The sequence below is a fragment of the Aeromonas sp. FDAARGOS 1418 genome, assembly GCF_019048585.1.
Taxonomy (GTDB): domain Bacteria; phylum Pseudomonadota; class Gammaproteobacteria; order Enterobacterales; family Aeromonadaceae; genus Aeromonas; species Aeromonas caviae.
Genome location: NZ_CP077387.1, coordinates 1,296,166 through 1,321,998 on the forward strand (window position 1 = coordinate 1,296,166; position 25,833 = coordinate 1,321,998).

Consider the following 25,833-nt stretch of genomic DNA (forward strand, 5'->3'; position numbering starts at 1 on the left):
TGTAGCCTACAGTGACATTGAGCCCTATGCATGCGGCTAGGCTAGGAGCACGTATGCATCAGCCATAGGAGGCCGGTTATGTCAGCGGACAAGGGTAACAAAGCACTGTCCTTTAGAGCAATTGAAGTCATGAAGCCAACGGATAGCGATAAGGCTGACAATGGGGTCAACAGAGGGCTTCGTGTTACTTGCGGGAAGACAGGTAAAAAGACATTTTTCTATCGTTATACGAGCCCAGTAACAAATAAGTTAATTCAGATCTCACTTGGCGTATTTCCAGCCGTATCCTTAGAGCAGGCCCGTATAAAGCTAAGGGAGCTTAAGCTCATCAGGCAACAAGGCCGATGTCCGGCTACCGAGGCGAGAGCTGCCGCGCTTGAGCTTAAACAGCAAATCAAGAATGAAAGCGAACTCGGGATGTTCACCCTTCAAGCGATGATCGAGCTTTATCTACAAAACCATATAGAAGATCAACGTTTACCTAATGGTACGATAAAGAGTGGGGCAAGGAAAAAGAAAGGTCAGGCTGAGGCTAGGCGCACTCTGTATGGCGATGCGGTTCCAATGCTTGGTGAGCGATTGGCTTGTGATGTGAGTAGACAAGATATTATTGATCTTGTTATGTCCATCGTGAATCGAGGCGCTAATGTTCAGGCTGGAAATGTATTGCGCGAAATTCTAGCCGCTTACGATTATTCAATGGGGATGGGAAAGTTTGACGATCAATTTATCAACCCTGCGCTTCAAGCAAAAGTGAGTTTGGTTCGAACAAAGGTGAAGCTGACATCAAAAAAAGGTAGTCGCTTTTTGAATGACGATGAAATTAAGCTGTTTCTCGCTTGGTTGCCTAGCTCAAAATTCACTGAAGTGCAAAAGAACATATTTCGAATGACGTTATGGACAGGATGCCGGACAGGTGAGATATGTGAGGCTACTTGGCGAAACATAGACCTTAATGAGGGAGTGTTCCATATCAGAGAGTCAAAGACTGGTGTCGCAAGAGAGATTCAACTCCCTCGTCAATGCATCCATTTTCTCAGAATAAATAAGATAGGAAATGAAGTTTACTTGTTCCCATCCCAGAGGACGGGAAAGCCAATTAAACAGAAACAGTTAACTGAAAGTGCTTGGGTAATGAGAGAAGCAGACTTGATGTTAGATATTCCTCGATGGACTCCCCACGATCTCCGTCGAACGGTTAGAACAGGACTGTCTCGTCTGCAATGTCCTTCTGAAGTAGCAGAAGCCATTCTCGGACATACCAAGAAAGGTTTGGTTGGCACTTATGATCTTCATCGATACACCGAGCAAAGCCGAGAATGGTTACAGCGCTGGGCTGACCATCTGGATACGTTAGTGACTACATCGTAGTGAATGAGATCTGGTATCAAGCTACCGGTTGGTCTCATGTACTGATAATGGTGTTCATCATACAGGCTTGTCGATACGGCTGTAACTGTGTTGATGACCTGAAGCGCCCCTGGTTTTCTAGACACTTTGTTGCTGAAAAATAAACTGCCTTTCAAACTCTACCGGCGACAGCCCATCATTGGAACCATGACGCCTGATTGGGTTGTAAAACATCTCGATATAATCAAACACATCGCTGCGGGCTTCGTCTCTTGTCGCGTAAATCCTGCGCTTGATCCGCTCCCGTTTGAGCAACTGAAAGAAGCTCTCGGCGACCGCGTTGTCGTGACAGTTACCCCGTCGGCTCATACTGCAACTCAGGTTGTGGGCCTTCAGAAAGTCTTGCCATTCACCACCGGTAAACTGGCTGCCCTGATCCGAATGCACCAGTACCGGCTGCTTGGGTTTGCGCCGCCAGACGGCCATCAATAACGCATCAACCGCCAAGTCTGCCGTCATGCGTGACTTCATCGCCCAGCCGACGATCTGGCGAGAGAACAGGTCGAGCACCACCGCCAGGTACAGCCACCCTTCTTGAGTGCGAATGTAGGTAATGTCAGTCACCCAGGTGATGTTGGGGGCTGGCACCTTAAACTGACGTGCCAGCGTGTTTGGGGCAGCTTGCGTGCTCTTGCCTCCATAATGCCCCTTGCGGCGTTGATAGCCCGTTTGCGAACGCAGTCCCTCCCGCTTCATTAATTTGGCCACACGGTGCTTGCCGCAGGCTTCCCCTGCGTCACGAAGGTCGCGATGGATCTTGCGATAACCGTAGACAGCACCACTTTCCAGCCAGGATTGCTTGACCAATCCGGTCAGTCGTTCGTCCTCCTGCTGTCGTGGCGATGTGGGCTGTTTCAACCACGCGTAGAAGCCACTTCGGTGAACCCCCAGGGTCTGGCACAGGGTAACGACACTGTACCGGTCGAGTCGGGAGGTTATGAACGCGTACCTTTCCTTGACTCGCTGGCAAAGTACGCGGCGGCCTCCTTTAGAATATTGCGCTCCTCGGTGACCTGGCGCAGTTCAGTTTTCAGGCGGCGGATCTCGGCTTGCAAGGCAGACTCTTCTATCTGCTGGTCAGCAGGCTTACCGTACTGCTTGAGCCATGCATACAGGCTGTGGCTGGATACCCCGATGGCACGTGCAACGTCAGCCACCGGCCGCCCGCGCTCGGTGATTTGTTTAACGGCTTCTATTTTGAATGTTTCTGGATAACGCTGACGGGTCATAACACCTCCAATAGTTGCCTCATTTTAAGGCTGTGAGGTGTCTAGGGAACTGGGGGCGATTCAGTGCTTGGATTGACCATACAGTGCTATGGAACTGTCTATTCACCTTATTAGTTGGCCAACACTAGTCATCAGGCAGCTCAGGCTGGGTTCTCAGGATCGGCGCTGCTTTCACAGACCGATTCGGTTTGGGTGAACTGCGCATTCGATGGTGGATCGTAGCCGCATACTCAGCCGATACCGTGAATAGCAGCATCGAACTGGCGTTGCTTGCACAGTAGGGACAGGATTGTGTGTCTGGTGGGCTAAGTAGGTAACATGCGGTGCACTCGACAGCGTTGCCTCCCCACTCACGGGCCGCACGAAGTACCTGACTCACGATGAGTTCTGAACGTTGCAGGCATGCATCTTGGTTCATTGCACGTTGGGCCTCAACAGCCGCCGACTGTAGCTTCCTTTGCGCCGAAAGTGCTTTGGCGGCTGCTACAAACTTGGCCTCGTGTTCTGCTCGTCGGGCCTCTTCCAGCGCCCGATGGCGAGCCCTTTCCTGCTCCCATCGGGCATTGTCGGTTGCAACTTCAGCGGCCATCTTCTCTGCTGCTCGTTCCCCTAACCTCTCCCCTCGCAGAGAACGGATCCAGGATCTGTTGTCGGGATTGGATAGGACCGCATACTCGAATGTTGCTGGGTCATTGAGCAGCTCAAGTGTCAGTCGACTGAGATCGATCTCTATCGCTGAGGCCCCAATGCTGGCAAGGTGCTGGTACCGTTCATGTTGGGTACGAGATGATACCTTTATCCATACCAGCAGTTGACGCTCTGCCTTGGTAACCACCGCATGTGCCCTTACCGTCCCGAGATCCACGAACCGTACAACGTTGTCGGCGAGGATGACCTCTGAGGGGAAGGTGACATCGCTTCGCAAGGTGGATCCGGAGTGGGTCGTGGCGTTGATCTGGTGGTAGTAAGCCGGGAGTGTAAGGCGTTGTTGGGTTGCAATCAGAGCGACTGCTGCGCGTCGCACACCTTCCTTATAGCCTCGGGAACAATCTTCGGCTTGGGCATGCCGGAAGTGAGGGATAACCTTCAATCCCCCGTTGGCGGCAACCAACGGTTTCCGGCATCCAGGACAGATACAGTTGCATGCGAGCCCGTTTGCAACCTCGAAGGCACGCAGCAGAACATCGTCACGTTCACCGAAGGGGATCTTGGTTCCTTGCATGGTTCTTACCTATCTGTATGCAGCCCGCGTAGCCAGTTGATACCATGCACTAACTGTTGGGGTCATTACAAATGCCCACTAACAGTTCAGAGTGCGCAGTACGAGCCTGTTACTGTAATGCCCTGATGTGACTCACTCCATGTTACTATCAGGTTGATTTGTATAGACTCAATACCCTGTTAGCGATGGGCCACAACGTTGCCGTTTCGGTGCTCTTCTATGCATCGCCCATCCACCTGTTTCGTTGTCTGTGCCCATCGGGTGCAGCCATTGTCGGAGTAGTTCATGCTAGACCCCCAGACCCTTTCCACCGCCCTGCTGGCCGCCGTTCCCGAGGATGGTAGCAGCATCGGCAACCAAGCCTTGCAGGACCAACTCAAGACGCAGTTCGCCGGGCTGACCGAAGCGCAGTTTATGGCGGCCCGTGATGCACTGATCGAGGCGGGGCAACTGCGCAAGGGGCGGGGGCGCGGCGGCTCTGTGCTGCGTGCGGATGGCGTGGGTTTGAATACCGAGAACAAGGCGCCCGAGACCAAACCCGCAGCGCAACCTGCGGCCAAGGGGAAGCGGGGCAAGCAGGCGCAGGAGGCTGCCCCGGCAGAGACCGGCATCGACGCCATCAAGCGTACCCTCTGGGCCTCGGCCGACAAGCTGCGCGCCAACATGGACGCCGCCGAGTACAAGCACATCGTGCTGGGGCTCATCTTCATCAAGTACGTCTCCGACACCTTCCAGGCGCGTCGGAGCGAGCTTGAGCGCCGCTTCACCGATGAGCGCGACGACTACTACCTGCACGACGCGGATGCCGAGTTTCTGGCCGAGGAGCTGGAGGAGCGCGACTACTACAGCGAGGTCAATGTGTTCTGGGTGCCGGAAGGGGCGCGCTGGGAAGTGCTGCGGGCCAATGCCAAGCAGGCTGATATAGGCAAGCGCATCGACGATGCCCTGGTACTGATCGAGCAGGAGAACCCGCGCCTCAAGGGCATCCTCGACAAGCGCTTCGCCCGCGCCCAGTTACCCGATGGCAAGCTCGGCGAGCTGGTGGACCTGGTCTCCACCATCGGCTTCGGCGACGAGCCGGGGGCGGCCCGCGACGTGCTGGGCCAGGTCTACGAATACTTCCTCGGCGAGTTTGCCAACGCCGAGGGCAAGAAGGGGGGCCAGTTCTACACCCCCGCCAGCATCGTGCAGACCCTGGTGGCGGTGCTCGCCCCGCACCACGGCCAGGTCTACGACCCCTGCTGCGGCTCGGGGGGCATGTTTGTGCAGAGCGAACGGTTTATCGAGTCCCATGGCGGCAAGCTGGGGGATGTCTCCATCTACGGTCAGGAGTCCAACCCCACCACCTGGCGCCTGGCGGCCATGAACCTGGCCATTCGCGGCATGGACTACAACTTGGGCCGCGAACCCGGCGATACCTTCACCCGCAACCAGCACCCGGACCTGCGCGCCGACTTCGTGCTCGCCAACCCTCCGTTCAATATCAGCGACTGGTGGCACGGCAGCCTCGATGGCGACCCGCGCTGGGTCTATGGCACCCCGCCCGCAGGCAACGCCAACTACGCCTGGTTGCAGCACATGCTCTACCACCTCAAGCCCGGTGGCCGCGCCGGTATCGTGCTGGCCAACGGCTCCATGAGCTCGAGCCAGAGCGGCGAGGGGGAGATCCGTGCCCGCATGGTGGAGGCAGACGTGGTGGAGTGCATGGTGGCCCTTCCGGGCCAGCTGTTCTTCAACACCCAGATCCCCGCCTGCCTCTGGTTCCTCGCCAAGAACAAGACCCGCCGCCCCGGCGAGGTGCTGTTTATCGACGCCCGCAAGCTCGGCACCATGGTGAGCCGGGTGCAGTGCGAGCTGGATGAGGCCGCCATCGCCAAGATTGCCGATACCTTCCATGCCTGGAAGTCAGACGGCGAGACCGCGCAGCCCTATGAGGACGTGCCGGGCTTCTGCCGCAGCGTGCCGCTGGCCGAGATTGCCGAGCACGGCCATGTGCTGACCCCGGGCCGCTATGTGGGCGCAGAGGAGGTGGAGGAGGACGATGAGGCGTTTGCCGACAAGATGCAGCGCCTGACCCAATTGCTTGGCGAGCAGATGAGCAAGGGCGCCGAGCTGGATCAGCTGATCCGCCAGAAGCTGGGGGGGCTGGGGTATGAGTTCTGAAGCACATCAAGCTGATTTGGCCACTATTTACCCACGTGGTTTTTCACTTAAAACAGATTGGCAGTGGTCGTTGGTTCCTGCTCGAAGTCTTGTAAGACTCAACTATGGGCGGGCGCTGAAAGCGGATGTTCGAAGACTTGGCAATGTGCCGGTTTATGGCACTAATGGCCAGTGCGGTTGGCATGACACCCCACTTGCAAAGGGGCCAGGCCTGATTCTCGGCCGTAAAGGTCAAGGACCGCTTGGAGTTGAGTGGTGCAAAGAAGACTTCTGGGTTATCGATACGGCTTACTTTGTTAGCACACTTAGGCCAGATGTGGACCTGAAATACATCTACCACCTTACGAAATATGTGGGGCTTAACCATCTCAAAGACGGAACATCGAATCCATCACTTTCTCGCGATGTGTTTGGGGCTCAATTGCTACCATTGCCCAGCCTTGCCAAGCAGAAAGAGATCGTTGATGTTCTGGCTGCCTATGACGACCGCATCGCCCTGTTGCGCGAGACCAATACCACGCTGGAGGCCATCGCCCAGGCGCTGTTCAAGTCGTGGTTTGTCGACTTCGACCCGGTTCATGCCCGCGCCCGTGGCGAAGAACCCGCCGGTCTCGCCCCCGAGGTCGCAGCCCTGTTCCCCGATAGCTTTGAAGAGTCCGAGCTCGGTATGGTGCCGAATGGTTGGAAACTGGTGCCTTTCGGTGAGTTACTGAGCCACACAATCGGTGGGGATTGGGGAGACGAAGCACAGAACGATAAGAACGATACACAGGTTGCGATCATTCGCGGCACGGACATGCCTGATTTGCAAAGTGGGATGACCGGTCGGGTTCCTGTTCGTTACACCTCACAGAAAAAGCTGGCCTCTCGCAAGCTACAGGACGGTGATCTAGTTCTGGAGGTGTCCGGCGGCAGCAAGGAGCAACCTACCGGTAGGTCGTTATATATGACTAATGGCCTGCTGGAACAATTTGACTGTCCGGTAGAGCCTGCGAGTTTCTGCCGGTTGCTCCGGCCCGCCAGCCATGACGTAGGTGTGCTTCTGTCGCAGCATATGACTTACATCTATGCAGATGGAAAGACATGGCAGTATCAGAACCAAAGTACGGGCATCGCCAATTTTCAGACCACGCATTTTCTAGAAACTGAACTGGTAGCGGTGCCAACGGATGATGTATTGAAGTCGTTTGCAGAAATAGTGCGATCGATGATTGACCGTTCTCATCTGACCCAAATCGCCCAACTTGCCACCCTGCGCGACACCCTGCTGCCCCGCCTGATCTCCGGCCAGCAGCGCTTGCCTGAGGCCGAGGCTATGGTTCGGGAGGTGCAGGAATGACGCTCGCATCAGACCCATCCTCTACAGCACTTGTCGTCACTTTGACCCAGGGCGCCATTGATAATGGCTATATCAGCATCGGGCGTGGGCAATTTGCCTTCTTTCCGGCGGATGCGGTGGCTAATGAACAAGGTGAGGCTCATGCGGCCATTACGCTGCTGCTGCCGACCGGTGAGCAGGTTACTACCTGTGTATTGAGCAAGTTTGGTCGCCTGCAGAAACGCCTTGGCTCCGTGTTCAAGCAGTTGTCCGTGCGTTCAGGCGATCAGCTTCAGTTGACACGGATAGGCTCTGACCCCTATCGCTACCAACTTACCCATATTCCGAAGGGCTCGGTTATGACCCCTCCCACCCCATCCGCATCGCAGCAGGACGCTCCTATGCCACAACTCGTACGATCCCCCCTCAACCAGATTCTGTTTGGCCCTCCGGGCACCGGCAAGACCTACCACACCATCAACAAGGCGCTGGCGATTCTCGACCCCGCTTGGCTGGCGGAGCACGAGACGGATCGCCAAGCCTTGAAGGCGCGTTTTGATGAGCTGGTGAAGGAGGGGCGTATCGATTTTGTCACCTTCCACCAGAGCTTCAGCTACGAGGACTTTGTTGAGGGGATCCGGGCCGAAAGTGATGCAGAGAGTGGCCAACTGACCTACGAAGTGGTTGATGGGGTGTTCAAGCGCCTCTGTGAGGTGGCCGCAGCCAGGGTCACTCGCAGTGACCACCATGAGGAGATGACGCTGGATGGGCGGCGGGTCTGGAAAATGTCACTTGGCAATACCAAGGGGGATGATGCCCATATCTTCGATGATTGCATCGAAGAGGGCCTGATCCGTCTGGGGTATGGTGGCAAACATGATTACAGCAAGTGTAAGAGCCGTGAAGATGTTCAGGCTCTGCTGGAGCAATCGGCTGGCAAGATAGACAACGCATATGACTACACAGTGACCAGTGTGGTCACCTTGGTCACTCGCATGAAACGGGGCGATTTGGTAGTGGTCACCGATGGCAATCTGAAGTTCCGAGCCATTGGCGAAATCATTGGAGACTACCAATGCAAGCCGCACCCCGAGTACGGTAATAGTTATGCTCAGGTTCGCCCAGTTAAGTGGCTTTGCCAGTACACACCCTCTCTCCCGAGTAGTGAGCTGATCAACGGCCGCTTTAGCCAAATGACGCTCTATGAGTTGAAGGCGCCAACCTTGATCCCAGAGAAGCTGCTTGCTCTGGTCAATGTCACTTCATCGCAAGAGGGGGAGGAGATTGCTCGTGGAGTCACTCCATCAAACAAACGCGTACTGATAATCGACGAAATCAACCGGGGCAACGTGTCACGCATCTTTGGCGAGTTGATAACCTTGATAGAGCCTTCCAAGCGGGCCGGGGCCGCCGAGGCGCTGAGCACGACCCTGCCTTACTCCAAGCGCCCCTTTAGCGTGCCGGACAACCTCTACCTTATCGGCACCATGAACACCGCCGACCGTTCACTGGCCGGGCTCGACATCGCCCTGCGTCGCCGCTTTGTATTTGAGGAGATGCTCCCCAACCCCAGCCTACTCAACGGCGTGGTGGTTGAAACGGATGGTGTGCGCGTCGATGTGGCGCGGCTGCTGGCCGTCATGAACGAACGTATCGAGTTGCTCTTGGATCGCGACCACTGCCTCGGCCACGCCTACTTTATACCGCTCAAAGGCAACTCAACGCCAACCCTGGCGCAGCTCGGCACTGTCTTCAAGACCCAGATCCTACCGCTGTTGCAGGAGTACTTCTTTGAGGACTGGCAACGTATCGCCTGGGTGCTCAACGACCATCGCAAGCAGAAAGCTGACCAATTCTTGCAGGCCCCCCAAGGCGATGTTGCTGCGCTGTTTGGCGACCAGGTGAAGGTGGGGAGTCATCGGCAGCGCTGGACCCTCAATGAGGGTGCCTTCGCGCGCATCGGGGCCTACGCCGGGATCATCGAGGTGGTGGCCAAGGGCGGGCGTGCCGAGGGGCCGAGGGCGGCGGCTCCCGAACCTGTGTTTGAGGAAGAACAGGTGACACAGTGACGGCGCCCATCACTGTTCGGGAATATGCCAGTCTGACCACCCTGCCGGTGTCGAGACCAACCTTGGCGCGCGCCCATATCAGCGCCGATGACTTCGATTGGCTGTGCCAACAGAGCCGCCGTTTTCGGGTCACTGACGGGGTGTTGGCGGTAGAGGGGGAGGATGGTGCTCCGTCCAATGAGGCGCCGCTGGTTGAGGTGCTCGACCTACGGTGCTTGCGGCTTGATAACTACGTGGGGGTCATCGAGCTCCCGAGTGGTCAACTCATCGAGATCCTGCCCAAGACGGTCAGCGATGGGGACAGCATCGAGCAGGGGCGTCAGCTGCTGCGCCAGATGCTGGAGTGTGCCCTGGACCTGCCTGCCCGCACCATGCCGGAGGCGGCGCTACAGCGCTTCGATGCCCCGCTCAGCGAGTGGGTGATGGCCCGTTTCCTAGCGACGTTGCAGCAGATGATCAAGCGCGGGGTCCGCTCCGACTACCAGCGTATCGAGGGGGAAGAGCGCTTCTTGCGCGGCCAACTCGATGTGGCGCGTCAGATGCGCCAGCCGCCGGGTCGGGCGCACCACTTCGCGCTGCGCTACGACCTCTATCTGCCCGATCGTGCCGAGAACCGGCTGCTCAAGCTGGCGCTGGAGCAGGTCGCGCAGGCCACCCAGCAGCCGGAAAGCTGGCGCCTGGCTCAGGAGCTGCGGCAGCTTCTGGTGGAGGTGCCCGCGAGCCGCGACGTGACGGGGGACTTTAGACAGTGGCGCGATGACCGTTTGATGGCGCACTACCGGGATGTGCGCCCCTGGTGCGAGTTGATCCTCCATCGCATCATGCCGCTGGCACTGCGAGGGGAGTGGCGCGGCATCAGCATGCTGTTTCCCATGGAGCGGCTGTTCGAGCGGTATGTGGAGGCGTGCCTGCGTCGACAGTTGCTGCCGGGGGCCGAGCTAAGTAGGCAGGCATCCAGTGAGTATCTATGTACCCATCAGGGCAAGCCGATGTTTCAGCTTCAGCCCGACCTGCTGCTGAGCCATGGCAAACAGCGGTGGGTGCTTGATGCCAAGTGGAAGCGGCTCGATAGCGGTGACCGAGATGACAAATATGGCCTCAGCCAGAGCGACCTCTACCAGCTGTTTGCTTATGGCCACAAGTACTTGGGCGGGCAGGGGGATCTGGTGTTGATCTACCCGGCATGGCAGCGTTTCAAGGTTCCGCTCGCCCCGTTTTGTTTTGATAACCATAACCGGCTCAGGCTGTGGGTACTTCCGTTCGAGCTGGGCGCGCAGGCAACGCATCGACTGTTGTTGCCCGAGTGGCCTGCGGGAGATGGCGTTTCAGGATTGGCGCTGCCACTGCGCACCAAGTTGATGGCCAGCCTGGTGTCACGCGCGTGACAGAACGGGCCGTGCGCTTAACGAACCAGAGTGATGGAACATGACCGAAGACCAATTAGAACAAGAGGTGATGGGGTGGCTGGCCGAGGTGGGCTATCGCACCGTCTGCGGCTACGACGTGGCCCCGGATTCGGATAACCCCTGGCGCAGCGACTTTCGCCAGGTGGTGCTGGAAGATGTGCTGCGTGAGGCGGTGCAACGGCTCAATCCCAAGGTGCCAGCGCAGGCGCGCGAGGACGCGGTGCGCCAGGTGCTCAACCTAGATACCCCGGCTCAACTGCTGGCTAACCGCCTCTTCCATCGCCTGCTGGTGAACGGGGTGAAAGTCGAGTACCAACGGGGCGGAGAGACAGTGGGCGACTATGTGCGGCTCGCCGACTTCGCCAATCCGATGGCCAATGTGTGGCTGGCCATCAACCAGTTCTCCATCAAGGGGCCCCACCATACCCGCCGCCCCGACATCATTCTGTTTCTCAATGGCCTGCCGCTGGTGGTGCTGGAGCTCAAGAACCCCGCCGATGAGCAGGCAGACATCTGGAAGGCGTTCGAGCAGTTGCAAACCTACAAGGCGCAGATCCCGGACCTGTTCCAGTACAACGAGATCCTGGTCATCTCCGATGGCAGCGAAGCGCGCATGGGGTCGCTGTCGGCCAATGCGGAGCGCTTCATGCAGTGGCGCACGGTGGATGGGGTCACCCTCGATCCTTTTGGCCCGTTCGGTGAGCTGGAGACACTGGTGCGCGGCATCCTGCCCCCGGCCCTGCTGCTCGACTACCTACGCTACTTCGTGCTGTTCGAAGAGGACGGCGCCCTGGTCAAGAAGATCGCGGGTTATCACCAGTACCACGCCGTGTGCTTGGCCATCTCCCAGGTGGTGCTGGCATCGCGCCCCGAAGGCTCCCGCAAGGGGGGGGTGGTGTGGCACACCCAGGGCAGCGGCAAGAGCATCACCATGACCTGCTTCGCGGCGCGGGTCATGCAGGAGACTGCGATGGATAACCCGACCATCGTCGTCATCACCGACCGAAACGACCTCGATGGCCAACTGTTCGGGGTCTTCTCGCTATCCCAAGACTTGCTGCGCGAGGAGCCGGTGCAGGTCGGCACACGCGGTGATCTGCGGGCCAAGCTGGGCAACCGGCCCTCCGGCGGCATTGTCTTCACCACCATTCAGAAGTTCATGCCGGGAGAGGACGAGGATCTGTTCCCGGTGCTGTCCGAGCGCCACAACATCGTGGTGATCGCCGACGAGGCGCATCGTACCCAGTACGGCTTCGGTGCCACCCTCAAGGTGGCCCAGTCGGGCGTGGCAGAAGGTGCGTCACGGTATCAGGTGGGTTATGCCCAGCACCTGCGAGATGCGCTGCCCAATGCCACCTTCGTGGCCTTTACCGGTACGCCGGTCTCAGGCGAAGATCGCGACACCCGTGCAGTGTTTGGCGACTACATCCACATCTACGACATGCAGCAGGCCAAGGAGGACGGGGCGACCGTCGCCATCTATTACGAGTCGCGGTTGGTCAAGCTCTCCCTCAAGCAGGAGGAGCTGCCCCACATCGACGATGAGGTGGAGGAGTTGGCCGAAGACGAGGAAGAGAGCGAGCAGGCCAAGCTCAAGTCGCGTTGGGCGGCGTTGGAGAAGGTGGTTGGCAGCACGCCCCGCATCAGGCAGGTGGCCGCCGATCTGGTCGCCCATTTCGAGGAGCGCTGTCAGGCGCAGGACGGCAAGGGGATGATGGTAGCGATGAGCCGCGAGATCTGCGCCCATCTCTATGATGCCATCGTGGCGCTGCGCCCTGACTGGCACGATCCCGACCCAGAAAAGGGGGCCATCAAGATCGTGATGACTGGCAGCGCCTCGGACAAACAGCTGCTGCGCCCCCATATCTATCCGGGCAAGGTCAAGAAGCGGCTAGAAGCGCGTTTCAAGGACCCGGCCGATCCGCTCAAGCTGGTGATCGTTCGCGACATGTGGCTGACCGGCTTCGATGCCCCCTGCATGCACACCCTCTACGTTGACAAACCGATGAAGGGCCACAACCTGATGCAGGCGATTGCTCGGGTCAACCGAGTGTTTCGTGACAAGCAGGGTGGGCTGGTGGTGGACTACATCGGCATCGCCAGCGAGCTCAAGGTAGCCATCAAGGAGTACACCAGCAGCAAGGGACGTGGGCGGCCAACGGTGGATGCCCACGAAGCCTACGCGGTGCTAGAGGAGAAGCTCGATGTGTTGCGGGCCCTGCTGCACGGTTTCGATTATGGCGACTACCTGACCGGCGGTCACAAGATGTTGGCCGGGGCGGCTAACCATGTGCTGGGACTGGAGGATGGCAAGAAGCGCTTCGCTGACAACGCCCTGGCCATGAGCAAGGCGTTCAGTCTCTGCTGCACTCTGGATGAGGCCAGAGCTGTGCGCGACGAGGTGGCCTTCTTGCAGGCGGTCAAGGTGCTGCTGACCAAGAAAGAGATCTCTGCCAAAAAGAAGAGCGACGAGGAGCGGGAGCTGGCCATTCGGCAGATCATCGGCAACGCCGTGGTGTCGGGCGAGGTGGTGGATGTGTTCCAGGCTGTGGGGCTCGACAAGCCCAACATCGGGCTGCTCGATGACGACTTCCTTGCCGAGGTGCGCAATCTGCCGGAACGCAACCTAGCGGTGGAGCTACTTGAGAGGCTGCTGGAGGGGGAGATCAAAGCCAAGTTCGCCACCAATCTTACGCAGGAGAAGAAGTTCTCCGAGATGTTGACCAAGGTGATCCAGCGTTATCAGAACCGTTCCATCGAGACTGCCCAGGTTATCGAGGAGCTGATCGAGATGGCCAAGAAGTTCTCCAGCGCCAGTGAGCGCGGGCTGCAGCTCGGCCTCAACGATGACGAGCTGGCGTTCTACGATGCGCTGGCTAACAACGAGGCGTCGGTCAGGGCGCTTGGGGATGAGATCCTGGCCAAGATTGCCCACGAGCTGACGGCAAGTCTGCGCAGCAGCGTGACAGTGGACTGGAACAACCGGGAGAGCGTGCGGGCCAAGTTGAGGCTGTTGGTCAGGCGTATTCTGCGCAAGTACAAGTATCCGCCCGACAGCCAGGAGGAGGCCACCCAACTGGTGCTGGCCCAAGCCGAGGCGCTGTGTGAGGCGTGGGTCTGAAGAAAAAGAATGGCTATAGGCGGTGGCCAGCCTTCGCACATCATTGATGTGGCAGGGCTTTGATAAGCTGATCATCAGTGGTGAAGACGCACAAGTTGCTCGAACGGTTTTTTAGCAAAAAAACGGCCCATTTGGAAATGTTATGCAGTTCAAGGATGACCCTCTCATATGAATACTCTGCACGCAGAATCGGCCCAGACACCACATAGCGATGCGTTACCAGCCGGTTTGCCTTCGTTGCTACAACGTTGTGATAACCAGCTTATGGGCTTGTGTCAGCGGTTGTGCCATTGGTTTGGGCAGCTTCTGTTGTTGAGCCTTGGAGGTGGCTATGTTTGGACGGTCTTTGCGGCCATCTTCGAATATGGAGAGGGAGTGGCTGATATGGACATGGTTGAAAAGGGAACGTTGCTGCTACTGATTTTTCTGCTTTGGCGCTATTGGCGGTACTGCCAGTATTGCTTAACGCCCTATTGGCAAAGGCTGTTGCGACCATTGCAATATTGGGGGTGGGTATTCGTGATCGAACTTGCAACTGTAGGCATCATATTTGTTGCTGATGCAACGTTGCTTGTAGGCGATGTAAGGGAGTATCACGACGATGCAGTCTATGAACACTTAGACTGTTTGTTATTTCTGATGGCACTCTATCTGGCAGCTCCTCGCTTTCAACACTTTCGTTCTACCTCCACTGTTGAGCAACCACGATGATGCTACGTTATGTTCCAATATTACTCATTCTGGTGTTACCCAAGTTGGTGATGGCTGAGACTAATCGAACAGCTTTGATTGAAGGTTGCTTCGAAGCTATTCAGCTATATGAGAACAATCAGCAGTACACGTTCAAAGCCGCCTTGATGACGTCACTGTCTGAAGCATTAAGGGCTGGCTATTGCAAGGGCGTGATCGATGAATATGACCGGAGTCATGATTGCGAGGGGGATTGGTTAAAGCGGGCGCGATACGTTGCAGGTTACAAAGATGAGAAGAGCTTGCCTCCATCCACGGAGTCACTGTTACGAGGTGCTTGTCAATCATGAGCCCATACACCTTGGCAGGTGCAGTCAGAGACCTGTTTGGACTAAAGTTGGGAGACTTCCCCAAGCTTAAAGATCAGTTGAACAGCTTGGTTCGCAATGGATTGATTCATGTTGATGCCGAGCGTATATCCCATCGAAACCGCAGAAGTCTACCAGAGTGCGAGCTAACAACTTTGTTTAATGCAACGTTGTTGCTAGCGATTTTCCCTGATCCAGCCATGGTTAAATCGATCTTTGTTAATGCAGAGGCACGGAGAAAAGCAGCAACATTTGCTGACCTAATCGTGATGAATCGACAATCGTTGTTGGAGCTTGTCCATTTGAACGTGAATGCAGCAACCTTCGTCAATGTGCTTGCGACACCTGATATAGACCTCCGAAAAAACAAATTGGATAACCCATTTGAGGTGTTACCACAGGCCTTATTGGAGGGGAATGTGGAGCTATTGAGCTGTAACGTTGCTCGTAGTGCCAGCCTTTCTCGGTCAGACCTCATGCTACGTAGCTACTTGGATGGCGAGTTGGATGTTGCAGCACGGCATGCACTTCACATCATCTTGGCTGCTGAAAAAGAACCAAGTGAACTGGTTAAACTTGCTCTGCATATCGATGCGGAATATGGCGTCGCAAAAGAATTCTCCGAAACTGTCGATTTTTTATTTGGGAGGGCTTTTTAGTGCATTGCACTGATTGATGATGAGTCTTGTCAGTACAACGTTGCACTGACGGCCATCAACGTTCAAGGAGTCTTCTATGTCAAAGCTATCCCCCATCAAACCCGCAGATAATGCCGCCAACATGCAGAATAAAAATGCTGGCTCACCTGGGACCAATCGTCAGTACGACCAGAATCAGGGGAATCGTGGCAAGGAAATGAACCCGAATCGTAAGTAACAGCATTTCTGCCTTGGCATGCGGAAGTGCATTGCCATGGCTTGGTTGACCATAACGGCATGGAGCCTGTGATGTCCAAAAAAGATGACGACGATAACCATTCACGTCAGTTAAACCCCGAGCATGATGCTTACTGGCAGAGCCGGGGATATGACGAACGTCCCGATGATGAGGACGAAGAGTGACCTAAACACGGGGGGCAATGAGCCCCCCGTTCTTTTTGCTCATGTTCTTTGCTGTTGCTCTTTAAACGGGGGCAATACGGGCCCACTGCCAAGTGCTTGCCACTATCAAAATACCAGCCTATTCTGCTAGATTTAGTTGGTCGACTGTTCTCGCCCTCTCTATTCGTGCACAGTTAGTTCAAATGCTAAATCGCATCCGAGTCACTCCTTCAAACAACCATATTGAAGAGATTTATGTCTCCCTCAAAAGATAAAAACTCCAAGCGAAAGTCGGAGAGTATAGATTTTGGCTACACCTTTGCTCTTGGCGGCTTTAACCAGCTTCAGGGCGATGCACTTAATAAGGCACTCGCTGATTACAAGACTGGAATTATGAAATCTGTCACTGCCAAAAGTGGTGACTTGAGAAATCAATCTCTAGATGTGCAGCAGGGGTTCACTGCTGAAGCTCACCATGTGGGCTCATTCAACGTTGAAGCAGCCGCCAAGGGGCAGCTCAACTACAACGCTACGCTCGATGTAGGCCAGGTCAATGACCCTGTGGCCGATATTCGTGTAAACACTCCAAACGGTAGCCACGACTATCAGGTGAAGTTTTACAAGGATGGGGACTCTACAGCTGCAGCTCTGTCCCCAAAGAAGTACGACTCCGTTGGCAAGGTTGTCCCCAAGGATCAGGTTAAGGATGTTAAAGATGCAGCATCCAAGCGCGCAGCCAAGGCGGAGGGGAACCGTCCTGAAGTCGCGGATAGCTATAAAGACACGGCAGACAAGGCTACCGATAGGATTTCTTCCAACGACGATCAGAATATTCAAAGCACAGGGCTTAATCGTAAGGGCGCGGGCAGCGCTGAAGAGCTGGCCAAGGACGCAAAAGAAGAGGGGGAGGGGCCTGACTACAAGGAAACTACACGGGTCAGGGCCGAGTTCAATGGCATGCAGTACCGTAATGCTGCTAAGTCTGGCGCATTGTCGGGAGCCACATTTGCCGCAGCAGGCGAGCTGTACGGCATTTTGAGCAGCAACGAGCCGATGACCAAAGAACGTTGCATGGAGGTGGCACAGAACATTGTGTTCAGTGCACTCAAAGGGGCTGGCCGTGCTGTAGCTGTAACCGGTGTGCAGCATCTTGGCCAGATGATGGCTGATGCCGCGACACAAGCAGCCTCTAAGGCCGCTGCAAAAACAGCAGGTGGTGCTGCTGTTAAGGCCGGTGCTTCGTCTATGGGGGGGAGCATTGGCCAGCAATTGACTAAAGGAAATGTGGCAGCAGCAACCGTGGCCATCGCGCTCTCGCTTGGTGAAAACCTCTACAAATTCTGCAATAGCGAAATCGACAGCATCGAGTTCGCATCTTTTTCCATTGGTAGCACCATCCAAATTGTGGGCACTACGTGCGCTACCGGACTGGCGGCGCCAGCCTCAGCGTTCCTTGGGCAGTTTATTGCTTCCAGTGTGTCATCGACGGCGGTACTGGGAACCACGCTGGGCGCTCTAGGACCTATTGCTCTCGGCGCTGTGTTCGCCATCGGGTTCTCGCTTGCGATTGGATCGTTTGTTGGCCACTTCCAGAGCGTTGGGTCCAAGTTCGCGATTAAGGACATCTCGGAAGCTGCTTCTAAGCTTGAATCTGGGCAAATTACCCTGACCCAGTACGCGACTTCGGTTGGCACCTTGTCAGAAAACAAGTTCGCTTGGACCGATTGCATCCCATTCGCCGGTGCGATCTCGGTGCTTTCCGAGTACAGCACTCGAAAGGGCCAGCTCAGATCCATCCAAGCGGACATGTACAGTCGCTTCGATCAGATCGATCAGGCAGAGCGCAGGCAGATGGAAGAAATGATGGAGCAGTTCAAGCACCAGATCCACGCAATGGATCTGCAGTATGAGCAAGTGAAGCGCGAAGTTATCACCCAAGCAACTGAAAAATTTGGCGAGATGCGCACCAGTCTAGACAAGCATCTGGAGCTGAACTACCTGTTGTTCACTCCTGTGATCAAACAGTATCAAGACGAGACCAACTTGATAACCGCCGAAAAGCAGAAGTTAGAACAGGATCGTGTCCGCATCGACTCCTACATGAAGGAGATTGAACACCTGAATGCGATGGTTGATCAAGGATTGTCCAACAGTGCTGAGGATCTTCAGCTCAAGCAGCAGCTCGATGGCGCGCTGAAAGATCGGGTGGACTTGATTCTTCCCGCTATCACTGGATTCGACCAGGCATTCGAGTTCTTGCTGCAGGCGTAATCACTATGATTTTTAAGAAAATAATGCATTTTTTCTGCGGTCGCTCGCTAGAAAAAGAAACGGCAAAGACAAACGCACTGATCCGTAAAGTAGATCAACACGAGAAGGCTGCAATAGAGCGCCTGAAGGCTCAGTCAGATGATTACCGGGCTCAAGTCGCTGCGTACAAGAAAAAGCGCGATACCGAGCTCAAGGAATTCATTGCGCTCATGAATAAGCAACTGGGTTTGGCGGAATCCTATGTGCCCCATCTGGGTGACTTCCAAGACAAGATGTTTGTCTGCTTTGATTCTTGGATGAACATATCTATTGTTGAGCAGAAGATTCAACTGCTCTCCGAACGAATCACGACTAAGCGCCATATGCTGGACTACATTACTGCCTTACAGTTGGAGCTGAACAAGCTTACCCAGCGCAATGAACGGAATGAGTGGCGACATATGATCAATGATCGCCCCATCCCTGTTATTTCCACCTTCATTGAGCGCACTGTACGCCAGGTGAGCAACAGTCAAAAGAGCCGCAGCGAATCTATCAGTTACGATCTAAAACGTTTGAAGAGCCATGCAACGACGCTACGCATGGAGATCAAGGAGTGGCGCCACGAACGTGACAAGTTGACTCATTCTTTACGAGAGCTCATTGATAAGCACAAATTCCAAAAGGCCGAGCTCAACGACCATTACAAAAAGTGCAGTGAAATCTTTGGTCAGATCAAAGATAGGTTCAGTGATCACTTTGGTTCTGCCACTACAGAAAGTTGGCTGGCCAACACTTGGATCGCCGAAATTGAAGGCACGGTAACCATTCCAAAGCTGATCACTGTGCACAAACGCACTGCAGATATTCAGAAAGAAGTCCAAGACGTGTTCAATGAACTTTCAAAAGACTTCCAGGACATTCGTACCAAAATTGATGAATGCCGTAAGCGTGGTGATTACTCTACCTTCAATGAAGACAAGGTTACGCGGGATAAGCTATTCCACAAGCGCCAAGAAGTTGGTAAGAGACGCATTGAAATCACCAGTGCCCGCAAAGTGCTCTATGCACGAGTCAATGAAGTTAAAGACATGCTGGATAAGTTCGCCTCATTGCAGCCGGACGAGAGCATTCGCCGCATCGTAGAGATCTTTCGCATGGGCCAGGACTTCGACGTGCACCGCGCCATCGGGGTTAGTACTCTAGAAGACCGCCGCAAGCACTATCAGCTCAATAACAAGAACAGATAAGCCTCCATATGAAAACCGAAATCACTTTTGATTGGCGCAAACGCAATATCAAAGAGCCGATCTTGGCTGTTTGCTACGCGGTGCGCCTTGGTTACACCTCACGTGACCAACTCCTTCGCGCGCTGCCTCAGTTCTCCAAATCCAGAATTTTGCTGGCCCTTGATGCGCTGTTCTCAGCCAACATGATTGACTTGAATATGGGTATGCTCTGCATCAACTCAGATATGGCTATTGTAGAAGAGCTCATCGGCAAGCCCATCGTACTTCCTATCCTAGTAGCGGAAGATGAGGACAAAACCAAGCTGATACGCAGCATCATTATAAACCTTGGTTTGAACAATCCAGCTGGAGTAGAAACACTCCTAAAGGCTACGGTTAACTGATATGGATCACAAGAACAACAACAAGCAGTTCCAATCCATGCCAGAAGGCCGCGTCTTCGACTTCATTGACCACCTTGATGACTGGCTGGAGTACCTAACCAAAGTCTTGGAGCTGTCTAAAGATGACCGGCGGACGTGCGTCAAGTACGAGCGTCAGATCAAGTATCTGATCCGCTTCCGACAGGGTGTCAACAGCAATATCAACCACAACCGGCTGCTACATCACTACTACAGCAATAAGAGCTTGGGGGGGGAGGAAAACATTGGATTTAATGGGACCGATTCTAGCCGCCAGCGCTCCCAGCCGAGCAAAGAGGCCGAGTATAAGGTCAAAGAGCTCATTGCCGAAGCCAATCAGTTTATGGCTCTCGACGATATGGCACTGAAGATCGGTGCGCCCATTCAGAAAGACTACAACGATGCCCGTGACAATGCTTTCGAGATCATCAATAGCGCTATGTCCACTGAGGATCTGTACTTCCTGCAGGGCCCGCCGGGAACGGGCAAGACCACCGCGATCGTGGAGATGATTCTGCAGACACTCAAAGCGAAACCGAATGCGCGCATTCTGGTTGCTTCGGAGACGCACGTGGCTGTCGATAATGCACTGGACCGCCTGTGCCTCATCGGGGACGAGTCTATTCACTCGAAGACAATACGCTATCCGCGCTACGCCATCACTGAGTACGAATCGAAGCACACGGCTGGTACGGCAGCTGAGATCCGCGCAAACGAAGTGTGGAATCAGGCATTGCAGTTTGCTCCCCAGCTCACTAATGTGCTCTTCAATGTCCTCGAGCAAGGTGAGATCGAGAACGGTGTGATGAAAGTCCCGCGCTGGCAGTTCAAGAACCTAGCTGACAACCATCAGGTCATTGGCGTCACTTGCAACCAGATCGATCACCTGCTCGATGAGGATAGCGAAGACTTTGATTTGGTCATTGTTGACGAATGTTCCAAAGCAACCTTGCCTGAGTGGATCATGGCCATGTCTGTTGGCCGCAAGTGCATCTTAGTTGGAGATCACAAGCAACTGCCTCCGACGTTCTGCGAAGAAGAGAGTGACGCGCTGGATACCCTGGCTGAGGCAAAAGCTCGGCTAATCAAGGATGGAGTGATCGACAAGATCTTCGAGCACTTTCCGCCCAACATGAAAGGCCAACTGAGCAAACAGTACCGCATGTTGCCCCACATCGGCTCTTTCATTTCAAAAAACTTCTACAACGGAAACCTCAGAAACCACCGTGAGGATACCGATCACGATTTCACGCACTTTGGCTGGTTAACATACGATTCTCGCGGCTATCGAGTACCCATCGAGTATGGCGGCGTGCTTGAAAATCAACGCGAAATCGAGATCATCACGCACTGCTTAGTCGAGATATGTTCCCGCCGTAAACTCAAGATAGCTAAATCCAAGCAACGTAAACTCAGCGTTGCTGTGATTACGCCTTATCGGGCACAGTGTCGGGCTCTAAGAGAAGCGATAAACAAGCTAGACATCCGAGAGTGCTTGGCCGTCGAAGTGGATACGGTTGATGCATTTCAAGGACGCCAAGCTGACATAGTTTTCTTCTCATTCGTACGCACAACAGGGCCAGCGACCTTCTATGCTGATCCACGCAGAATGAATGTGGCCATATCTCGCGCACGTGATGCCGTCTATTTAATTGGAGATATGAAGTACATAAAAAGCAAGAATATTAATGTACTGAACGCGCTGCTGAGTCTTGGCGTAGTGGACGTTGAATGGCTACTTGCAGAGTTCCCGACGACTGGCTTCTAATAAAAATCCCCGTTTTCACTGACACGAGATGCTGACCTTGCGGTATGGGGGGTAATTGAGCTTTGCTCAACGTCAATCGATGATTGGCGTAGTCAGCATACCGCTACCTGATCCCTTTGGATATTCACCTTGGCCGGTATCTGCCTGTTACTACGGCGGCTTTGGGTCGGTTTCTACTGGTCATCGCTACGAATCGAGTTGATCACATTGGATGCAACTAGCCCGCAGGTTGAACGTAAACAGGCGGAAAAGTCTGTACCTGCCTTTCTTCGAGCTCTTTGACGGCGATGGTCCGCTGGCAAAGAAGATCGCTGGTTATCATCAGTTCCATGCGGTGTGTTCTGTCATCGGGCCGGTTGCCAATGTCAATGCCTCTCGTCCTAGTGGTTGTCAGAACGGGGGCGTGGTGTGGCATCCCCAGGCAGTGGTAAGAGCATCACCATAACCTGCTTTGCCACACGGGTGATGCGCGAGCTCCTATCCAAGGCCACCTTTGTGCCCTTACCGGGTACACCGGTATCGAGTGAAGACCGTGACACCCGCGCCGTTTTTGGTGTCTACATCCACGTCAATGGCATGCAGCAGGTCAAGGAAGATGGCGCGACCGTGAAGTTCTACTACGAATAGCGCCTCGCAAGCTGCCGCTCACGGGGATTGCGGCCTATTAAGGAGGGGAACTATGTGTGCTAGGGGGCCAGCGAGCCTCCATTTGTTGCTTCTGGCTTAAAGGTTCGGAGTGAAGATGCAAAGCAGTGGTGAGACATAGTGTCTCAAGAGAATACCAATCATGAAAGGGGGAGATGAGATTGGGGGAGGGGTATGGTAGTGTAGGTTTAATTGTGGGTTTTTATTTTAATTGTGAAAAACTTTATATTTATCAATGAAAATACACCCATGCATCATGGGGGTGTGGGCGCTCAAGTTGGCGCCTGGCGCTTGGTATTGTGCTGTCATGTGCTATTCCAGAAGGTGCTCTTGCGGGCAAACGTCTGCCGTCATGGGTCTGAATCTGGGGGCCATTCTACATGCTCGAGGCAAGATGGTGAGGAGGAATCTCCGTCTTGGGGGCAAAGCCGGCATCCCGTCGCAGATCTGTGCATCCGGATGATGCTGATCAGAGTGGCCTGAGGGGAGCCTGGCCCAGAAGAGGCATGGGGGAGGAGAAATAGCATCCCCGCACGGATGCGGGGATGGGAGAGCGGGGAGAGTGTCGCCCTCAGTACATGGCTTCGTCGCCGCTCAGCATCTCGTGCAGCTTGGCTTTCTGCTCGGGTGTCAGCACCCGGCTCACCTCGAACAGGTAGTGGGCGCGATGGTAGCGGGCCTCGGCCTGTACGTCGCTGATGGTCTGCAACTGCTTTCTCGCCGCCACTTCATCCCATTTGCCGGACTTGATCATGTTGACGATGACGTCCTGGCCGATTGCGTCGAGCTTGATTGAGCCCAGCTCCCTGGTGGCCTGCTCGCGCAGCCCCTTGATCTGCTCCACCTGCGCGCTGGAGAGGTTCAGCTCCTGGGCCAGGGTGGTCTCGCTCTGCAGCTCGGCGGTACCCTCGGTGGCAAAGGCATGGGTGGCGATACACATTGCGAGGGCGGTCATGGCGACGTTGAACGGATGCTTCATCCGGCTTTCTCCTTGGTCTGATGGGATGGAAACCGCATGCATGGCGGTGTTGGAACATGATAACGAGCAGCCATGTACTGGAGCTTAAGCGACGACAACTTGCTGACGCAGTGGCCCCGGGGTCGGTTGCCCGAGGAGCGGGGCAACTGCATAATGAGCGCCATATTTCGCCTGGAAGAGGCCGGAAGAGGACGCGATGATGGGACTTGAAGCAGAGATCTCCCGCTTATCCCGGGAACTGGGCGAGGCACTGCTGGTCAGAGGCTGGCTTGCCGCCACGGCGGAATCCTGCACCGGCGGCGGGGTTGCCACTGCCATCACGGATACTGCCGGCAGCTCGGCCTGGTTCGATCGCGGTTTCGTGACCTACACCAACGAAGCCAAACAGCAGATGCTCGGTGTCAGCATCGACAGCCTGTTGCGCCACGGCGCCGTCAGCGAACCCGTGGTGCTGGAGATGACCCGGGGCTGCCTGGCTCGCTCCGATGCGGGTATCTGCGTGGCCATCAGCGGTATCGCCGGGCCTGGTGGTGGCAGCGAGGAGAAACCGGTCGGCACTGTCTGGTTTGCCTGGGCAGATCGTACCGGTCGTCACCACTCCCTGCTTGCCCGTTTCGATGGGGATCGCCATCAGGTGCGCCAGCAGGCGGTCAGACAGGCCTTGTCCGGACTCCTGGCACTGCTCAAATAAATTGGGCTTGATACTGTATGCATAAACAGTATACTTAGCCCAACTTCACTTCTTACTCACGATTCCCAGCGGAGATTGGCATGGATCAGAACAAACAGAAGGCACTGGCGGCTGCGCTGGGCCAGATCGAAAAGCAGTTTGGCAAAGGCTCCATCATGCGTCTGGGCGACAGCAAGACCATGGATATCGAAGCCATCTCCACCGGCTCTCTCTCTCTGGACGTGGCGCTGGGGATCGGTGGTCTGCCGTGCGGTCGTATCGTCGAGATCTACGGTCCGGAATCGTCCGGTAAAACTACGCTGACCCTGCAGGTGATCGCCGAAGCCCAGAAGAAGGGCAAAACCTGTGCCTTCGTCGATGCGGAGCACGCACTGGATCCTATCTATGCCGCCAAGCTGGGCGTCAACGTTGACGACCTGCTCATCTCCCAGCCGGATACCGGTGAACAGGCACTGGAGATTTGCGACATGCTGGTGCGCTCCAATGCCGTCGACGTCATCATCGTCGACTCCGTGGCGGCCCTGACCCCGAAAGCGGAGATCGAAGGGGAGATGGGCGACTCCCACGTCGGCCTGCAGGCTCGTCTGATGTCCCAGGCGCTGCGTAAATTGACCGCCAACATCAAGAACGCCAACTGCCTGTGCATCTTCATCAACCAGATCCGGATGAAGATTGGCGTCATGTTCGGCAGCCCGGAGACCACCACCGGTGGTAACGCTTTGAAGTTCTACGCTTCCGTGCGCCTGGACATCCGTCGTACCGGCGCCATCAAGGAGGGTGACGAAGTGGTCGGTAACGAGACCCGCGTCAAGGTCGTCAAGAACAAGGTGGCGCCACCCTTCAAGCAGGCTGAGTTCCAGATCTTCTATGGTGCCGGTATCTCCAAGGAGGGCGAGCTGGTGGATCTCGGCGTCAAGCACAAGCTGATCGACAAGGCGGGTGCCTGGTACAGCTACAACGGCGAGAAGATCGGCCAGGGTAAAGCCAACGTGATGAAGCTCTTCTCCGAAAACAAGGCACTGGCTGCCGAGGTGGAAGTGAAGCTGCGCGAGCTGCTGCTCTCCGGCGCCGCGCCGGTGGAGGAGAAGGCCACGGCTGCCGAATACGCCGAGTTTGAAGCCGAAAACGAACAAGAGTTCGAATAAGGAATGAGGAAAGGCCGGGTTGATACCCGGCCTTGTTGTTTATGGTGGATGAATCAGTGAACGAGCCGGGCGAGCCCGTCGAATTGACCTTTGAAGAGCAGGTCGCCGCCGCCCGCACCTTTGCCATGCGCAGTCTTGCCCGCCGCGAAAGTGCGGAATCCGAGCTGGCCAGACGCCTGCGTCAGAAGGGATTCGAGGAGGAGGTGGTCGCCGTTGTACTCGACCATTGCCGTGGCTATGACTGGGTCAATGACGATCGTTACGGTGCCATGGCGGTGCGGGCCGGTGCGGCCAAAGGCCATGGTCCGCTCAGGATCCGCTTCGACCTGCGTCGCAAGGGGCTGGATGACACCCAGATCGAGGCGGCCCTCGATCAACCCGAGCTCGACTGGTTCGAACTGGCGCTTGCGTTGTTATCGCGTCGGGCAAAGGCGACCGACTTTGCCGACTTCAAACTGCGCATGAAGTGGCTCAAATATCTGATGGGGCGTGGTTTTACCCAGGAGCAAGCCCGTTACGCCCTCTCAGCCATGCAAGGTGAGCAATAGTGGCGCGCCGAGGCTGGACCTATGGGCAGGAGTTCCCTTGGTGTGCGGTGCGGCTGGTGGGGAATATCAGCCCTTCGCCGGGTCTGTCAATGGTGGCCCTGTGGTCGAGCGAGGCATCCC

Annotated in this window: 20 protein-coding genes; 17 read left to right on the top strand and 3 right to left on the bottom strand. The window is 55.6% G+C overall.

The annotated features are described in order from the left end of the window. Positions 1-78: 78 nt before the first annotated feature. On the top strand, positions 79-1,371 hold the full coding sequence (locus I6L48_RS06255; RefSeq protein ID WP_113069562.1) for a site-specific integrase: 1,293 nt from the start codon (positions 79-81) through the stop codon (positions 1,369-1,371). Between the two features lie 117 nt (positions 1,372-1,488). Here I6L48_RS06255 and I6L48_RS06260 read toward each other — a convergent pair. After that, positions 1,489-2,639 (bottom strand): IS3 family transposase gene (locus I6L48_RS06260; protein WP_111736006.1). Its coding sequence is split into 2 segments (ribosomal slippage): positions 1,489-2,402 and positions 2,402-2,639, totalling 1,152 coding nucleotides; the frame shifts between segments, so codons are not numbered across the junction. A 124-nt stretch (positions 2,640-2,763) separates the two neighbouring features. Next, positions 2,764-3,861, bottom strand: coding sequence for a hypothetical protein (locus I6L48_RS06265; protein WP_162726141.1), 1,098 nt, complete (start codon positions 3,859-3,861; stop codon positions 2,764-2,766). 285 nt (positions 3,862-4,146) lie between these two features. Between I6L48_RS06265 and I6L48_RS06270 the strand changes: the two genes are divergently transcribed. The 13 genes from I6L48_RS06270 to I6L48_RS06330 all read left to right on the top strand — a co-directional run bounded on the left by I6L48_RS06270 (position 4,147) and on the right by I6L48_RS06330 (position 22,332). Then, positions 4,147-6,024 carry a class I SAM-dependent DNA methyltransferase gene (locus tag I6L48_RS06270; RefSeq protein WP_113069564.1) on the top strand — a complete coding sequence of 626 codons (1,878 nt, stop codon included), beginning with the start codon at positions 4,147-4,149 and terminating at the stop codon, positions 6,022-6,024. After that, a complete protein-coding gene (locus tag I6L48_RS06275; RefSeq protein WP_216987874.1) occupies positions 6,014-7,363 on the top strand; it encodes a restriction endonuclease subunit S in 1,350 nt (449 codons plus the stop codon). The genes I6L48_RS06270 and I6L48_RS06275 overlap by 11 nt, the downstream gene beginning before the upstream one ends. Continuing rightward, positions 7,360-9,411 carry an AAA family ATPase gene (locus I6L48_RS06280; RefSeq protein ID WP_113069566.1) on the top strand — a complete coding sequence of 684 codons (2,052 nt, stop codon included), beginning with the start codon at positions 7,360-7,362 and terminating at the stop codon, positions 9,409-9,411. The genes I6L48_RS06275 and I6L48_RS06280 overlap by 4 nt, the downstream gene beginning before the upstream one ends. A 62-nt stretch (positions 9,412-9,473) precedes the next feature. Then, positions 9,474-10,796 carry an McrC family protein gene (locus I6L48_RS06285; RefSeq protein WP_225159651.1) on the top strand — a complete coding sequence of 441 codons (1,323 nt, stop codon included), beginning with the start codon at positions 9,474-9,476 and terminating at the stop codon, positions 10,794-10,796. Positions 10,797-10,836: 40 nt separating this feature from the next. After that, positions 10,837-13,938: a type I restriction endonuclease subunit R gene (locus I6L48_RS06290; RefSeq protein WP_216987875.1), complete on the top strand. Its 3,102-nt coding sequence runs from the start codon at positions 10,837-10,839 to the stop codon at positions 13,936-13,938. Positions 13,939-14,106: 168 nt separating this feature from the next. Continuing rightward, positions 14,107-14,649, top strand: a complete 543-nt coding sequence (locus I6L48_RS06295) for a hypothetical protein (protein WP_113069569.1) — start codon at positions 14,107-14,109, stop codon at positions 14,647-14,649. A gap of 325 nt (positions 14,650-14,974) precedes the next feature. After that, on the top strand, positions 14,975-15,655 hold the full coding sequence (locus I6L48_RS06300; RefSeq protein WP_113069571.1) for a hypothetical protein: 681 nt from the start codon (positions 14,975-14,977) through the stop codon (positions 15,653-15,655). A gap of 76 nt (positions 15,656-15,731) precedes the next feature. Beyond that, positions 15,732-15,872: a hypothetical protein gene (locus I6L48_RS06305; protein WP_164882072.1), complete on the top strand. Its 141-nt coding sequence runs from the start codon at positions 15,732-15,734 to the stop codon at positions 15,870-15,872. 419 nt (positions 15,873-16,291) lie between these two features. Continuing rightward, complete coding sequence (locus I6L48_RS06310; protein WP_113069572.1) at positions 16,292-18,307, top strand: hypothetical protein; 2,016 nt, start codon at positions 16,292-16,294, stop codon at positions 18,305-18,307. A 5-nt stretch (positions 18,308-18,312) separates the two neighbouring features. Further along, entirely contained in the window at positions 18,313-19,536 is a 1,224-nt protein-coding gene (locus tag I6L48_RS06315) for a hypothetical protein (RefSeq protein ID WP_113069573.1), read from the top strand. An 8-nt stretch (positions 19,537-19,544) separates the two neighbouring features. Then, positions 19,545-19,919, top strand: a complete 375-nt coding sequence (locus I6L48_RS06320) for a hypothetical protein (protein ID WP_113069574.1) — start codon at positions 19,545-19,547, stop codon at positions 19,917-19,919. Between the two features lies 1 nt (position 19,920). After that, complete coding sequence (locus I6L48_RS06325; RefSeq protein ID WP_113069575.1) at positions 19,921-21,705, top strand: AAA domain-containing protein; 1,785 nt, start codon at positions 19,921-19,923, stop codon at positions 21,703-21,705. Between the two features lie 495 nt (positions 21,706-22,200). After that, entirely contained in the window at positions 22,201-22,332 is a 132-nt protein-coding gene (locus tag I6L48_RS06330; RefSeq protein ID WP_216987876.1) for a hypothetical protein, read from the top strand. A 589-nt stretch (positions 22,333-22,921) separates the two neighbouring features. Here I6L48_RS06330 and I6L48_RS06335 read toward each other — a convergent pair. Beyond that, entirely contained in the window at positions 22,922-23,329 is a 408-nt protein-coding gene (locus I6L48_RS06335) for a Spy/CpxP family protein refolding chaperone (RefSeq protein ID WP_010672817.1), read from the bottom strand. A 199-nt stretch (positions 23,330-23,528) separates the two neighbouring features. On the opposite strand from I6L48_RS06335, the gene pncC reads away from it, so the two are divergent. From pncC to I6L48_RS06350, 3 genes are all read left to right on the top strand, one after another. After that, a complete protein-coding gene (pncC, locus tag I6L48_RS06340) occupies positions 23,529-24,020 on the top strand; it encodes a nicotinamide-nucleotide amidase (RefSeq protein WP_042014980.1) in 492 nt (163 codons plus the stop codon). A gap of 80 nt (positions 24,021-24,100) precedes the next feature. Next, positions 24,101-25,165, top strand: coding sequence for a recombinase RecA (recA, locus tag I6L48_RS06345; RefSeq protein WP_043154135.1), 1,065 nt, complete (start codon positions 24,101-24,103; stop codon positions 25,163-25,165). A gap of 41 nt (positions 25,166-25,206) precedes the next feature. Continuing rightward, entirely contained in the window at positions 25,207-25,713 is a 507-nt protein-coding gene (locus I6L48_RS06350; protein ID WP_113069576.1) for a regulatory protein RecX, read from the top strand. Positions 25,714-25,833 lie beyond the last annotated feature (120 nt).

Coding starts and splice junctions, on each gene's coding strand:
- I6L48_RS06275 (WP_216987874.1), top strand. CDS start 6,014: ATGAGTTCTGAAGCACATCAAGCTGATTTGGCCACTATTTACCCACGT.
- I6L48_RS06350 (WP_113069576.1), top strand. CDS start 25,207: ATGGTGGATGAATCAGTGAACGAGCCGGGCGAGCCCGTCGAATTGACC.
- I6L48_RS06265 (WP_162726141.1), bottom strand. CDS start 3,861: ATGCAAGGAACCAAGATCCCCTTCGGTGAACGTGACGATGTTCTGCTG.
- I6L48_RS06325 (WP_113069575.1), top strand. CDS start 19,921: ATGGATCACAAGAACAACAACAAGCAGTTCCAATCCATGCCAGAAGGC.
- I6L48_RS06290 (WP_216987875.1), top strand. CDS start 10,837: ATGACCGAAGACCAATTAGAACAAGAGGTGATGGGGTGGCTGGCCGAG.
- I6L48_RS06280 (WP_113069566.1), top strand. CDS start 7,360: ATGACGCTCGCATCAGACCCATCCTCTACAGCACTTGTCGTCACTTTG.
- I6L48_RS06270 (WP_113069564.1), top strand. CDS start 4,147: ATGCTAGACCCCCAGACCCTTTCCACCGCCCTGCTGGCCGCCGTTCCC.
- pncC (WP_042014980.1), top strand. CDS start 23,529: ATGGGACTTGAAGCAGAGATCTCCCGCTTATCCCGGGAACTGGGCGAG.
- I6L48_RS06315 (WP_113069573.1), top strand. CDS start 18,313: ATGATTTTTAAGAAAATAATGCATTTTTTCTGCGGTCGCTCGCTAGAA.
- recA (WP_043154135.1), top strand. CDS start 24,101: ATGGATCAGAACAAACAGAAGGCACTGGCGGCTGCGCTGGGCCAGATC.
- I6L48_RS06305 (WP_164882072.1), top strand. CDS start 15,732: ATGTCAAAGCTATCCCCCATCAAACCCGCAGATAATGCCGCCAACATG.
- I6L48_RS06295 (WP_113069569.1), top strand. CDS start 14,107: ATGAATACTCTGCACGCAGAATCGGCCCAGACACCACATAGCGATGCG.
- I6L48_RS06310 (WP_113069572.1), top strand. CDS start 16,292: ATGTCTCCCTCAAAAGATAAAAACTCCAAGCGAAAGTCGGAGAGTATA.
- I6L48_RS06255 (WP_113069562.1), top strand. CDS start 79: ATGTCAGCGGACAAGGGTAACAAAGCACTGTCCTTTAGAGCAATTGAA.
- I6L48_RS06300 (WP_113069571.1), top strand. CDS start 14,975: ATGAGCCCATACACCTTGGCAGGTGCAGTCAGAGACCTGTTTGGACTA.
- I6L48_RS06320 (WP_113069574.1), top strand. CDS start 19,545: ATGAAAACCGAAATCACTTTTGATTGGCGCAAACGCAATATCAAAGAG.
- I6L48_RS06335 (WP_010672817.1), bottom strand. CDS start 23,329: ATGAAGCATCCGTTCAACGTCGCCATGACCGCCCTCGCAATGTGTATC.